The sequence below is a fragment of the Roseibium sp. ROS1 genome, assembly GCF_054658215.1.
Genome location: NZ_BAAGIG010000017.1, coordinates 1 through 10,717 on the forward strand (window position 1 = coordinate 1; position 10,717 = coordinate 10,717).

Annotated in this window: 18 protein-coding genes; 13 read left to right on the forward strand and 5 right to left on the reverse strand. The window is 56.6% G+C overall.

Annotated features, from left to right (window positions below; all coding sequences use genetic code 11):
• The 3 genes from ACYQ6M_RS30095 to ACYQ6M_RS30105 all read right to left on the reverse strand — a co-directional run.
• Window positions 1-363, reverse strand: a 363-nt coding sequence (locus ACYQ6M_RS30095) for a DUF488 domain-containing protein (RefSeq protein WP_460077625.1), incomplete at its 3' end; no start/stop codon positions are given.
• Window positions 363-707 (reverse strand): carboxymuconolactone decarboxylase family protein, encoded by a 345-nt coding sequence (locus ACYQ6M_RS30100; protein ID WP_460077627.1) that lies wholly within the window; start codon window positions 705-707, stop codon window positions 363-365. The genes ACYQ6M_RS30095 and ACYQ6M_RS30100, both read right to left, overlap by 1 nt.
• Window positions 700-1,191: a hemerythrin domain-containing protein gene (locus ACYQ6M_RS30105; protein ID WP_460077629.1), complete on the reverse strand. Its 492-nt coding sequence runs from the start codon at window positions 1,189-1,191 to the stop codon at window positions 700-702. Before ACYQ6M_RS30105 ends, ACYQ6M_RS30100 begins: the two co-directional genes overlap by 8 nt.
• A gap of 228 nt (window positions 1,192-1,419) precedes the next feature.
• Here ACYQ6M_RS30105 and ACYQ6M_RS30110 point away from each other — a divergent pair, with 228 nt between their 5' ends.
• From ACYQ6M_RS30110 to ACYQ6M_RS30150, 9 genes are all read left to right on the forward strand, one after another.
• On the forward strand, window positions 1,420-1,836 hold the full coding sequence (locus tag ACYQ6M_RS30110) for an RrF2 family transcriptional regulator (protein WP_460077631.1): 417 nt from the start codon (window positions 1,420-1,422) through the stop codon (window positions 1,834-1,836).
• An 18-nt stretch (window positions 1,837-1,854) separates the two neighbouring features.
• The gene (gene ccoN / locus ACYQ6M_RS30115; RefSeq protein ID WP_460077633.1) at window positions 1,855-3,480 is read left to right on the forward strand and encodes a cytochrome-c oxidase, cbb3-type subunit I; all 1,626 of its coding nucleotides are present in this window, start codon (window positions 1,855-1,857) and stop codon (window positions 3,478-3,480) included.
• A 4-nt stretch (window positions 3,481-3,484) separates the two neighbouring features.
• Window positions 3,485-4,213, forward strand: coding sequence for a cytochrome-c oxidase, cbb3-type subunit II (gene ccoO / locus ACYQ6M_RS30120; protein WP_460077635.1), 729 nt, complete (start codon window positions 3,485-3,487; stop codon window positions 4,211-4,213).
• Entirely contained in the window at window positions 4,210-4,371 is a 162-nt protein-coding gene (locus tag ACYQ6M_RS30125; RefSeq protein WP_229006271.1) for a cbb3-type cytochrome oxidase subunit 3, read from the forward strand. The genes ccoO and ACYQ6M_RS30125 overlap by 4 nt, the downstream gene beginning before the upstream one ends.
• Window positions 4,368-5,243: a cytochrome-c oxidase, cbb3-type subunit III gene (ccoP, locus tag ACYQ6M_RS30130; RefSeq protein WP_460077637.1), complete on the forward strand. Its 876-nt coding sequence runs from the start codon at window positions 4,368-4,370 to the stop codon at window positions 5,241-5,243. Before ACYQ6M_RS30125 ends, ccoP begins: the two co-directional genes overlap by 4 nt.
• A complete protein-coding gene (locus tag ACYQ6M_RS30135; protein WP_229006273.1) occupies window positions 5,240-5,398 on the forward strand; it encodes a hypothetical protein in 159 nt (52 codons plus the stop codon). Before ccoP ends, ACYQ6M_RS30135 begins: the two co-directional genes overlap by 4 nt.
• A gap of 12 nt (window positions 5,399-5,410) precedes the next feature.
• Complete coding sequence (locus ACYQ6M_RS30140; protein WP_229006274.1) at window positions 5,411-6,208, forward strand: DUF2189 domain-containing protein; 798 nt, start codon at window positions 5,411-5,413, stop codon at window positions 6,206-6,208.
• Window positions 6,209-6,336: 128 nt separating this feature from the next.
• Window positions 6,337-6,564 carry a hexameric tyrosine-coordinated heme protein gene (locus ACYQ6M_RS30145; protein ID WP_417712608.1) on the forward strand — a complete coding sequence of 76 codons (228 nt, stop codon included), beginning with the start codon at window positions 6,337-6,339 and terminating at the stop codon, window positions 6,562-6,564.
• Window positions 6,565-6,566: 2 nt separating this feature from the next.
• On the forward strand, window positions 6,567-6,875 hold the full coding sequence (locus tag ACYQ6M_RS30150) for a DUF6522 family protein (protein WP_460077640.1): 309 nt from the start codon (window positions 6,567-6,569) through the stop codon (window positions 6,873-6,875).
• A 79-nt stretch (window positions 6,876-6,954) separates the two neighbouring features.
• Here ACYQ6M_RS30150 and ACYQ6M_RS30155 read toward each other — a convergent pair whose 3' ends face one another.
• Complete coding sequence (locus ACYQ6M_RS30155; RefSeq protein ID WP_460077641.1) at window positions 6,955-7,467, reverse strand: cupredoxin domain-containing protein; 513 nt, start codon at window positions 7,465-7,467, stop codon at window positions 6,955-6,957.
• Entirely contained in the window at window positions 7,467-7,886 is a 420-nt protein-coding gene (locus ACYQ6M_RS30160) for a hypothetical protein (RefSeq protein WP_460077642.1), read from the reverse strand. The genes ACYQ6M_RS30155 and ACYQ6M_RS30160 overlap by 1 nt, the downstream gene beginning before the upstream one ends.
• 360 nt (window positions 7,887-8,246) lie before the next feature.
• Between ACYQ6M_RS30160 and ACYQ6M_RS30165 the strand changes: the two genes are divergently transcribed.
• From ACYQ6M_RS30165 to ACYQ6M_RS30180, 4 genes are all read left to right on the forward strand, one after another.
• Window positions 8,247-8,585: a hypothetical protein gene (locus tag ACYQ6M_RS30165; RefSeq protein WP_460077644.1), complete on the forward strand. Its 339-nt coding sequence runs from the start codon at window positions 8,247-8,249 to the stop codon at window positions 8,583-8,585.
• A gap of 4 nt (window positions 8,586-8,589) precedes the next feature.
• A complete protein-coding gene (locus ACYQ6M_RS30170) occupies window positions 8,590-9,000 on the forward strand; it encodes a DUF2231 domain-containing protein (protein ID WP_229006279.1) in 411 nt (136 codons plus the stop codon).
• 87 nt (window positions 9,001-9,087) lie between these two features.
• Window positions 9,088-9,807 (forward strand): GTP cyclohydrolase I, encoded by a 720-nt coding sequence (folE, locus tag ACYQ6M_RS30175; protein WP_460077646.1) that lies wholly within the window; start codon window positions 9,088-9,090, stop codon window positions 9,805-9,807.
• A gap of 48 nt (window positions 9,808-9,855) precedes the next feature.
• Window positions 9,856-10,659, forward strand: a complete 804-nt coding sequence (locus ACYQ6M_RS30180; RefSeq protein ID WP_460077648.1) for an RNA polymerase sigma factor — start codon at window positions 9,856-9,858, stop codon at window positions 10,657-10,659.
• Window positions 10,660-10,717 lie beyond the last annotated feature (58 nt).

Here is a 10,717-nt window from a genome sequence, read left to right on the forward strand (position 1 = left end):
CATGTCTCCAGAACACCGGAAAATCAACGGCGCATCAATACCTCCACATCGGTTCAAGAAAAGTTTGCGACAGATCCTGGCCAGTTCACTCAGCAAATCGGTTTTGTGACCAAGTTCCAGCATGTATCGATCTCTGAATTCCTCCCAGAAATCAGGGTTTTCGTGGAACCACTCACGCAGTTCATTGCTGGGTGCGATTTCCTTGACCCAGGAATGGAGCCGTGCCCGTTCCTTTGAAACTCCACGCGGCCATAGCCTATCTACCAGGATCCGCTTGCCGTCCGATGTTCGCGGCTGCCGGTAGACGCGCTTGGTCCGAAAGCGATCTGTCAGGTCGTCGGAATGGAGCGGAACCGGAGGCATTATTGGTGGCCGGTTTCCAGGTCGTTCATCGTTTCAACGGCCATAAGGGAATGCGCCCAGGCTGCCCCGGCACGCATCTCGGCGGCGACCCAGATCGCTTCCATGACTTGTTTTGAATCTGCTCCGGCACGTTTTGCGGCTTTCACATGACCTTCGATACACCAGGGACATTGCGTGACGTGTGCCACCGCTACTGCGATGAGCTGCTTGGTGCGCGCATCCAATGCTCCGTCCGCAAACACTGCTCTCGAAAACGCGCGAAATGCGTCTTCGGTTTCCGGCGCAAGCGTATGTCGATGATCGACAAGTGTCCTTGTCGGCTTTGGGAGATGCAATTCAGACATCCAAAACCACCCTCTTCTCAAACTGCGGGAACAAAACGTCGTTCTCGATCCGGATATGATCTTCTAGATCGCAAATGAAGGCACTCAGGTCCGTGTACAGGCGCGTCCAGCTGCGGCAGGCGTCTTCGGGTAGCGTGAGATTTGCCGTGACGTTCTTGATCCTTTCAATTTGTTCGGAGTGATCGTCATGGTCTTCCCGCATGGCGGTGATCGGAACATCGAGCTCTTCGGCCGATCGGCGGATCGCGGGAAACAGGATCAATTCCTCTTTCTTCATGTGGACTTCCAGGTCTCCGACCATCTCCCGCAACAACTCAGCCAATCCTGCCGGAACGTCGGGTTGGTCGTTGTGAACCGCTTCCACCTTGGCGGCCAATTCGACGAGGCACGGCAAATCGGCGCGATGTTTCGCGTGATAATTTTCTTCGATAAAGCGTGTGAGTTCCGCCGGGTCTTGAGGAACTCTTTCGGTTTTTGTCGTCATGGCATCGGTCTCCGGTCATTGCTGCAACAAGTCTTTCAACAACCGGCGCCTTCGACCGAATTCTCGGTCCGCGCCAGAGTCACAGGTCCGATGTCAGGCATTCATCGATCTGTGTTACGTGCAGCCCCAGCCCTAGCAAGTGAAGGTTCACCAGTTTTTGAACTTGATTTTTAATCTATGCCTGTTAATAGGTATTGTAAATACCAATTTAAAGAGATCATAGGAACCATGCGTCTAACCTCCTTCACGGATTACGGACTTCGCATGCTGATGCGTATGGCAAGCGCGCCGGAACAGGCTTTTTCTACTGCTGAACTTGCGGAGGAATTCCATCTCTCCCGCAACCACCTTGCGAAGATCATTCAACAGCTGGTGCGCGGTGGCATCGTGGAAACCAGGCGTGGCAGTGGCGGCGGAGCCGCGCTGCGGCTTGCTCCCGAGGACATCCGGTTGGGGAATGTCATCCGGCTTCTCGAGCATGGGCAGGCTCTGGTCGAGTGTTTCGGTCCGCAAGGCGGAGACTGCACTCTCGAAGGTTGCTGCCGCCTGAAGTCACGACTGCGTCATGCCGAGGCCAAATTCCTGGAAGATCTCAACCGATCAACTCTCGCCGATATCGCTCTGTCCGTGCGTAGGGCGGCATGACGGGAAAAGGCCGAAACCATGATTAGCTCACTAACAATCTCCGAGCGTCATACAGCTTTGGTGCTGTCTGTCGTTGTGGCGGTTCTGGGCCTCGCAATGGCTGCGTTCGCACAACACGGCGTGATGTCGACACACGGATTTATCGCACTTGGACTAGGCGTGGCGTTGGCATTTCTTGTCGGGCGCACGCTATATGAGCCCGCGCCGCACGCAAGTAGAGCAGACCAGTATTACGACGAACCGACACGATTCGGTATTGTGATGACGCTGGTGTGGGCGATGATCGGCATGAGCGTCGGCGTGTGGGTCGCCGCGCTGCTTTATTGGCCCGAGGCAACACCCGCCCTGCCTTGGACGAGTTTCGGCCGCCTGCGTCCGGTGCATACCACTGGCATCATCTTTGGGTTTGGCGGCAACGCGCTCATCGCTACCTCCTTCTACGTCCTGCAACGCACGTCACGAGTTCGGTTGGCCGATTCAGTCAGCCCGTGGTTTGTGCTGCTCGGGTACAACCTGTTTTGTTTCTGGGCAGTCACCGGATACCTGATGGGGAGCACGCAGTCCAAGGAGTACGCGGAGGCCGAATGGTATGCCGATCTCTGGCTCGTCGTCGTCTGGGTCACCTATTTCGTCTTGTATATCCGCACGCTCGCTCGGCGCAGCGAACCGCATATTTATGTCGCCAATTGGTATTACCTTGCCTTCATCCTCGTCGTGGCGATGCTGCATATCATAAACAACCTTGCCTTGCCGGTCCGGTTGAATTCGGCCGAGAGCTTCCCGATCTGGTCAGGCGTTCAGGATGCGATGATCCAGTGGTGGTACGGACACAATGCCGTGGCCTTTTTTCTGACGGCCGGATTTCTGGGAATGCTTTATTACTTCCTGCCGGTGAGGTCGGGTCGGCCGATTTGGTCCTATCGGCTGTCGATCGTCAGTTTCTGGGGCATCACCTTCTTTTATGTCTGGGTCGGCTCGCATCACCTGCATTATACGGCGCTTCCCTATTGGGCGCAGACGCTCGGGATGACATTCTCGGTGATGCTCCTGGTGCCTTCCTGGGCATCGGCCGGGAACGCCATCGCCACCCTCAATGGCGCCTGGCACAAGGTCCGTGACGATGCGACCCTGCGGTTTATGTTCGTTGCCGCTGTCTTCTATGGCCTTTCAACCTTCGAGGGGTCCTTTCTGGCAATTCGGCCGGTCAATTCGCTATCGCATTACACGGACTGGACCGTCGGGCACGTCCATTCCGGCACGTTGGGCTGGGTTGCAATGATTGTCTTTGGGGCGATCTACACGTTGGTTCCGCAGCTTTCAGGACGCAGGGAGATGGCCTCTTCAAAGGCGATCGAATGGCATTTCTGGCTCGCCGTGTCAGGGACGCTGATCTATGTCGTCGCCATGTGGAACGCAGGCATCACCCAGGGCTTGATGTGGCGCACCTATGATGAAAGTGGTGCGCTTTCCTATAGTTTCATTCAATCCGTGGAGGCGATGGCACCCTACTATCTGCTGCGCACTCTCGGCGGCTTGCTATTCCTTGCGGGGGCTGTCATCTGTGCCTGGAACTGCAGGATGACCTTCCGCTCCGCCACGGGTGAGATTTTGGACCGCCCCCTCGTCGGTCAACCGGCGGAGTAACCTAATGCTCAAGCTGCACTACAATCTGGAAAAATTCTCCTTGGGACTGGTCGCTGCGATCATTCTTGCAGCATCCGTCGGGGGATTTGTGGAAATTGCACCGCTGTTCAAAATTCACGAGACGGTGGATCTTCCTGACGATTTGCGTCCCAATACACCGCTGGAGCTTGCAGGGCGCAGGATCTACATGCGCGAAGGCTGCTATGCCTGTCACAGCCAGATGGTTCGCAGTCTCGCTGATGAAATAGATCGGTACGGCCCCTACTCGCTCGCTTCTGAAAGTGCTTACGATCACCCGATGCTGTGGGGCTCCAAGCGTACTGGTCCCGATCTGGCCCGGTTGGGCAACAAATACTCCGACGTCTGGCATGTGCGGCACCTTATTGACCCCCGCAGTGTCGTCCCGGCCTCGATCATGCCCTCGTATCCCTGGCTAACACAGTCGCTTGACACTTCCATGCTGCGCGACTCGCTCGCAACACTCGCAAAACTGAACGTACCTTACAACGCGGCGATGATCTCGGCGGCCGAACCAGATGCGTTCGCTCAAAGCCGGCCCGACAGCGATGGCGCGGAAAAGTTATCGGAACGTTACGGCGAGTCCGTTGCTGTTCGCGATTTCGATGGCGATCCTTCCAGGCTCACCGAACTTGATGCGCTGGTGGCTTATCTTCAGTCGCTGGGAAGACTGACCACCGCCTCGTTCGAAGTGATGTCGGAGGATGGCCAATGACGTATGACTTGCTTGTTTATCTATCCAAGACAGTCGGATTGATCTGGCTGTTTGGTTTTTTTGTGCTCGTTGTCATCTGGGCATACAGCCCCTCGCGGCGCGGCCTCTATGAAACTGCAGCGCGGTCGATTCTTCCGGATGCGGAGGACGCAGAATGAGCAATCGTCATTCCGACGAGATCGACCCGGTCACCGGCTACGGTACCACTGGTCATGACTGGAACGGCATCAAGGAACTGAACACGCCTTTCCCCAGGATCGTGATTTGGGCGTTGATCCTCACCTTTCTCTATTCGGTCGTGGCTTGGATTCTCCTTCCCGCATGGCCAACCGGAAAAAGCTACACCAAGGGCCTGCTGGGTCTGGATCAGGGAGAAACGGCGTCCGAAGGCTACGCTACCATCGCAGCAGGCCGCCAGGACTGGATGGCCAGACTCCAATCGGAAGATCTTGGCGAACTGCAGGCGGATGTCTCATTGATGAGAGCGGTTCTCCCTGCCGCCAAACGTCTGTTTGCCGACAATTGCGCCGTGTGCCATGGAGCATCAGGCCAAGGGAACACCGGCTTCCCGGTTCTTGCCGATGACAACTGGCTGTGGAGCGGAGAACCCGATGAGATCGCCGATATTATCCGTTTCGGGATAAATTCTGATCATTCCGATGCACGGATTTCAGAAATGCCGTCCTTTGACTGGATGGAACGCGCAGATCGGATCAAACTTGCACGACTTGTGGCTGTTCTTCCAAACCAAGTTACCGACCCGGAAAGTCCCGCTTCTGTACTATTCATGGACAATTGTGCTGCCTGCCACGGCGACGGCGGAGCGGGAGGACTTGGGATCGGCGCGCCGTCTTTAACGGATGGTTCGGTCATCTATGGTCAGGATGCACAGACTGTGCTTCAGACGCTCAACCGGGGCAGAAAAGGGGTCATGCCCGCCTGGAATGGCCGCCTGACTGACGCCGAAATCAAGCTCCTGACGCTTTTTGTCGTTCAGATGGGACAATCACACGGTGAGGCGGAACGATGACCACGATCTCCCAGAAAAGGCTTGCCATCGCCCTGGCAGCCATCGCGACCGCTGTTTTCGTCGGTGCCAACGCTCACATGCTGGTGGTTGCTTTCAAGTCGCAACCAGCCTGCACCGCCGCCGCCGGTGCCGCGCCAGCCAGACATTCCTGCTAGAGGAACCGCGTCATGTTGGAACCACTTCCCGCGCTTCGCGAGCCTGTCCGTCCCGCATCGAGCCTCTCGAGACATTTGCCGGCAACCACCGCCCTACATTGGCTTCTTTCCGGTTGGAACGATCTTGTGGCTGCCCCCTGGTCCAGCCTGACCTACGGGCTGTTCCTGACGCTGATTTCCTACGCTTTGTTATGGGTGCTTCAGGCAACCAATCTTTTGTATCTCATACTTCCCAGCCTTTCCGGATTTCTCATCGTAGGGCCCTTTTTTGCCATAGGTCTTTATGAAAAAAGCCGTCGACGGTCGAAAGGGGAGGCCGTGACCTTGTCGGATATGCTGACGCTCTCGCCGGCGTCCAAGGGTCAGCTTGCCTATGCGGGGCTGTTGCTGGGCCTTCTGGTTCTGTTCTGGCTGAGGGCCGCAGACCTTCTTTATGCACTCTTTTTCGGACTGAAACCGTTTCCCGGAGCCTATGACACGTTGATCAACGTGTTTACGACCCCCCGGGGATGGGCGCTGATCGCGACTGGCCTACTGGTAGGCGGGTTGTTCGCAACCCTGGCTTTCGCGATCAGCGTCTTCTCAATTCCGATGCTGGTCTCACGAAAAACGGACGCGCTGACCGCCATGGGGCTGAGCCTCGCCATGACAGTTCAAAATCTGGCCCCGATGCTCACTTGGGGGGCGATCGTTACCGCGGGCCTGATCATCGCAACGTTGACCGGGCTAACCGGTCTTGTCGTCGTTTTTCCGGTTCTCGGCCACGGTTCCTGGCATGCCTACCGGGCAATCGCCGGAGAGGAGTATTAAGTCTCGCCGGATATGGGATTGTTTCGAGCGGGTTCCCTGCCCCGCCTCCGGGAATTGAGCAAGGCGCCAAACAGGCGATTGACGGCGCGGTGCATCATGATACCTGCCAAAGAAGGAAAGGAAGAGATATGTCTAACTGGTTGCCGACCTTGATTACTGCGACACCTGAAGAAGGGTATGACCTGGCAGTCAAACTCGCACGCGTTGCCGTCAAGGCAACCCAGCCTGACGCCGTCGTTCGCGAGCGCTTGAGACCTGAATACGCCGAAGACGCGGATTCGCTGATCGCCGTTAGCCAGGTGGTGGCAACGCATTTTGCCACCGTGTCTGCGGCAAACAATTATTGGCGGGACTGACGGTGAGTGAAGTTCGACGAAACGCCGATGGTTTCGTGGTGCACGTAAGACTGATCTCGAAAGCGTTCGGATTAACCGACCTGGAAGTCCGGCAACTCATGCGGGAGGGTCGTATCACTTCGCGGAGCGAAAAAGGCGAGAACGAAGACCAGGGCCGTTGGCGCCTGGTCTTCTACTATGGTTCCAGAGCGTTGAGGCTTACGCTGGACAATGACTGCAACATATTGGGCCACGGAACATTTCCTGTTCCCGGCCGCGAGTTGCGGCATAGAAAGCAAGATACGAAGCCTATCACCCGAAGGGAAGTGTGAAAGCCAACGCAAGCCTCAATCTATGGATCGTAGTACCGTTTTAGGTGTACGCGTCTTTGGCGGTCTGTTTTTTGGAGAACTAGCCGACCCGGCCTTTTTCCAGGATCGCTTCAAGAGAAGGTAGAGCCGCCATCACCTCAGCCGAAATATCGTCCGTTGCAGGAGCAGGACCTTCCCATCCCAGGTCTCCCGGTCGCCCCACGACGATCCTGCCAACCATCGCGGCCATTTCGTGAGGGATGCAGTAGTAGTCGTAGACACCAGGGGTCTCGAGAACAATCTCGGCGCTTTCACCGGGTAACAAAAATCCGGTATCCCAAGGTGCAGCAGCCGCAGGTATCCGCCGCAAGCGGTCGAACTTGGCAGGGTGGTAGCACGTGGCGGTGTGACTGTTGCCCTTGTCCCGGTTAACGAAGCGCACGATTGTGCCTGGCGCTACCGCCAGTCCGTTTGGCCCGAACCAGATGCGTTCACCGCGCGCAGTTCCACGCATCTCGACCAGTTCGACAGAGGAGGCCCGAAGCCGGCGAGGGACGAGGGGGGCGGCAACAAGGCCACCTCCCATTGCAAGAAATTGCCGACGACGCATCATCACTCGGTAAGACGTCCTTTGGCGTCGGCGTCATGGTAAAGCACGACATGCGCGTGAGGTTTTTCCACGCCTGGATGTCCTGCGTTGTAATAGATGTCGACGCTGCTGACCGTGTGGGAGCCGATTGCCAGCCCATCATAGGCGGTCCCGTTCTGAAGCTCCTCGAGCGGCGTCATGTAAACCGTCGCCGACAGCTTGCCGTCATGGTCGTACGCCAGGAAGGGGCCGGCCGGCAACGTCTGGGGATCAACGAACAGCGTACCGAGACCCGGAATAAACTCGGGCAGAGGCAACGCATCGCTGACCTGAACATATGGTTCGCCCGGAGGCGCTGCCTTCAGGGCTTCTTCATCATGAGCAAGGGCAGAACCGGCAGCAAACAGCGATGTGGCAACGACCAGGGATGGCAACAGTTTCATGAGATGTCCTTTCCATTTCACCGAGGGCCTTTCGATGGCGCTCGTAACAATTGGATGCGGACAGACCCAAAATGTTCCCGGACCTCTTCGGTGCGGACAAGGCACGATCTCATCTGGCTGCGGGAGTTGCGAGACAGCGTGGGCAGCGTTTCGCGGGAGTTCTCTTTCGCTTCGATTGGATGGTCGACACCGAGCTGTTGCCGGATCCAGTAGTGCAATGTGTTTTCAAGCCGGAAAAAGCATACGTCTCCGGGAACTTCGCCTCGTGTTGCCGCATCGAATGTTCAGATCGGGTCAATCCGGGCAGGAACGCACAATGAGGTTCCCCCCGTTACCCGTTCGTATCGAAAAGGAAACGAGATGATCAATTACGCTGTTCTCTTATTCGCGATCGCTGCCCTCGGTGGGGTTTTTCTTGCTGCTCACGTCATGCGGGACAAATTTGCACCTTGGGCAGCTTCCCTCGTACATGCGGGTTTCGGTGCGTTGGGACTCTTCTTGCTGATTGCCGTATTTGTCCGGGAAGGGGCTTCACAGGTACTCTTTGTCGGGTTTCTCATCCTGCTAGTAGCAGCGCTTGGCGGGTTCTTCCTCGCCTCGTTTCACCTTGGCAATCGTTTGCCACCCAAAGCTGTTGTCGTGATCCATGCCGGAGCCGCGGTGGCAGGGTTTCTGACCATTCTGTCGCAGGTGGTCTGAAGCCATGCGACATCCCCTCCATCCCGTTTTCGTACACTTTCCCGTCGCTTGTTGGTCGCTTGCCGTAGTCACCGATTTTGCCAGCCTGTGGTTGGGGCAATCAGCCTGGAGCTGGTCGGGAGGTTTGCTCGCCGTCGGATGTGCTACGGCGGTGGTCGCGATGCTGTCCGGTCTCGTGGAATTGGTGCGGATCCCCGAGGGTGCAGCCATGCGAGACGCATGGCTGCACATGGGAGCGATGCTGACTGCTTTCACATTTTTCGTTTCAGGGCTGATGCTGCGGCTGGATGATCTGCAAGCCATCGCGCCGAATGTGGTTTCGCTGGTGCTGGATGCCGGCGGAATAATCGCTCTGGCAATTGGCGGATGGTTTGGCGGCCGACTGGTTTACAGCCACGGGATCGGCGGGCACTAGCCTCGTTCAGGCACGCAGTCGGGTCGCGCGAACTGCCCGATGAAATCCAACCGGTGCGCGTCGTGCTCGCCCAGCAGGAGTTCGATTTTGCTCAAGGCACCCCCCAGCTCCACACGCTCAACTGAGATTGCATCTGTTTCGAAGAGGATCCGGACGCGGCTTGAGAACGCAAACCACACATTCCGTGCAAATGACAATATCGCTGAATTCATCGAAGACGGGGAACTGGAGGAACTGCGACTGGAAGTGGAAGACAGGATGAACGAGGTGTTGGACACAGTGGTGATCGACACCGAGAATGACCACAACGCGATGGATACCGCACGCCGTGTGGCGAAATTGTTCGTTGACGAAGTGTTTGCCGGACGGTATCGGGCAGCCCCCTCTCTCACGAGCTTTCCCAACGTTGCACGCTTGAACGAATTGATGATTGTAGGGCCGATCACTGTGCGGAGTGCCTGTTCGCACCATCTGTGCCCTATCCTTGGAAAGATCTGGTTCGGGGTTCTGCCCAACATAGACTCGGAACTGATTGGACTGTCCAAATTTGCTCGCCTTTGCAACTGGATCATGAACCGGCCGCAGTTACAGGAAGAAGCAATGATGATGTTGGCGGACGAGCTTGAAAGGCGTATTCGACCGGATGGCCTGGCGATTGTGATGCAGGCGGACCACTTCTGCATGCATTGGCGCGAGATAATGGACGAACAACCAGAGACGACCACATCGATCATGCACGGCGCTTTTCTGGAGAGCGATACTCTTCGCCGAGAGTTTTTTGAACTGAGAGGCCGGAGATCTCGATGAACCGACAGACCGGGGAACAACGACACGGTTGTGGATCATGGAAGGTCAATGACGGCAGAAACCAACTGTTTGCAACGGCGTCTCGGAGAGCATTCAGGCGAGGAAACACTCAAACCACGGGAAACGGATATGAAAAAGGCAACACAAGAGGTTTATAGCTCGTGCTCAGATGAGATCTGCGACATCGAATTGGCGAAACTTGCAGCAAACGGCGATGGCGCATCTTTCGAGGTGATCATGCGCAGGCATAACCAGCTCCTGTTTCGCACGGCGCGCGGCATTGTCCGAAGCGATGAAGAAGCAGAGGACGTCGCTCAAGAAGCCTGGATGCAATGTTGGCGGGCACTTTCTCGGTTCCGCGCCGAAAGCAAGCTGTCCACCTGGCTTGTCCGTATCACGGTGAATGAAGCACTCGGTCGGTTGCGCCGAAAAAGCGCTCAAATTATTCCTCTGGAGGCAGCAATGGTCTCGTCCGATAACGACACCCGGTCGGCATTGACCCAGGACGCTGAAGGTGGTCCGGAATTTTCAGTCCAGCGATTGCAGGTCCGTGCGCTTCTGGAGGCAAGGATCGATCTGCTCCCGGAGGATTTTCGGTGCGTCTTCATGCTGCGTGCCGTCGAGGAGATGAGCGTCGATGAGGTTGCTCAGGTATTGGACATCCCCGCAGCAACCGTGAGGACGCGATACTTCCGAGCCCGCGCCTTGCTGCGTGAAAGCCTGGCACTAGAGTTCGACGTTGCAGTTGGCGATGTCTTCAGCTTTGCGGGTGAGCGGTGCAACCGTATCGTTTCAAACGTCATGGCACGCGCGCTTGAAGAAGGGCTGTTGGAGGCTTTGGTGCATGAATGAGAATTCAACGATTTCTGCTTATTCGGTTGCGATCGAAACCAACTTGATTGGTCCAGCA

Bases quoted from the DNA above. Each gene is read 5' to 3' on its own strand.
- ACYQ6M_RS30100 (WP_460077627.1), bottom strand. From the start codon at position 707: ATGTCTGAATTGCATCTCCCAAAGCCGACAAGGACACTTGTCGATCAT.
- ACYQ6M_RS30105 (WP_460077629.1), bottom strand. From the start codon at position 1,191: ATGACGACAAAAACCGAAAGAGTTCCTCAAGACCCGGCGGAACTCACA.
- ACYQ6M_RS30110 (WP_460077631.1), top strand. From the start codon at position 1,420: ATGCGTCTAACCTCCTTCACGGATTACGGACTTCGCATGCTGATGCGT.
- ccoN (WP_460077633.1), top strand. From the start codon at position 1,855: ATGATTAGCTCACTAACAATCTCCGAGCGTCATACAGCTTTGGTGCTG.
- ccoO (WP_460077635.1), top strand. From the start codon at position 3,485: ATGCTCAAGCTGCACTACAATCTGGAAAAATTCTCCTTGGGACTGGTC.
- ACYQ6M_RS30125 (WP_229006271.1), top strand. From the start codon at position 4,210: ATGACGTATGACTTGCTTGTTTATCTATCCAAGACAGTCGGATTGATC.
- ccoP (WP_460077637.1), top strand. From the start codon at position 4,368: ATGAGCAATCGTCATTCCGACGAGATCGACCCGGTCACCGGCTACGGT.
- ACYQ6M_RS30135 (WP_229006273.1), top strand. From the start codon at position 5,240: ATGACCACGATCTCCCAGAAAAGGCTTGCCATCGCCCTGGCAGCCATC.
- ACYQ6M_RS30140 (WP_229006274.1), top strand. From the start codon at position 5,411: ATGTTGGAACCACTTCCCGCGCTTCGCGAGCCTGTCCGTCCCGCATCG.
- ACYQ6M_RS30145 (WP_417712608.1), top strand. From the start codon at position 6,337: ATGTCTAACTGGTTGCCGACCTTGATTACTGCGACACCTGAAGAAGGG.
- ACYQ6M_RS30155 (WP_460077641.1), bottom strand. From the start codon at position 7,467: ATGATGCGTCGTCGGCAATTTCTTGCAATGGGAGGTGGCCTTGTTGCC.
- ACYQ6M_RS30160 (WP_460077642.1), bottom strand. From the start codon at position 7,886: ATGAAACTGTTGCCATCCCTGGTCGTTGCCACATCGCTGTTTGCTGCC.
- ACYQ6M_RS30165 (WP_460077644.1), top strand. From the start codon at position 8,247: ATGATCAATTACGCTGTTCTCTTATTCGCGATCGCTGCCCTCGGTGGG.
- ACYQ6M_RS30170 (WP_229006279.1), top strand. From the start codon at position 8,590: ATGCGACATCCCCTCCATCCCGTTTTCGTACACTTTCCCGTCGCTTGT.
- ACYQ6M_RS30180 (WP_460077648.1), top strand. From the start codon at position 9,856: ATGACGGCAGAAACCAACTGTTTGCAACGGCGTCTCGGAGAGCATTCA.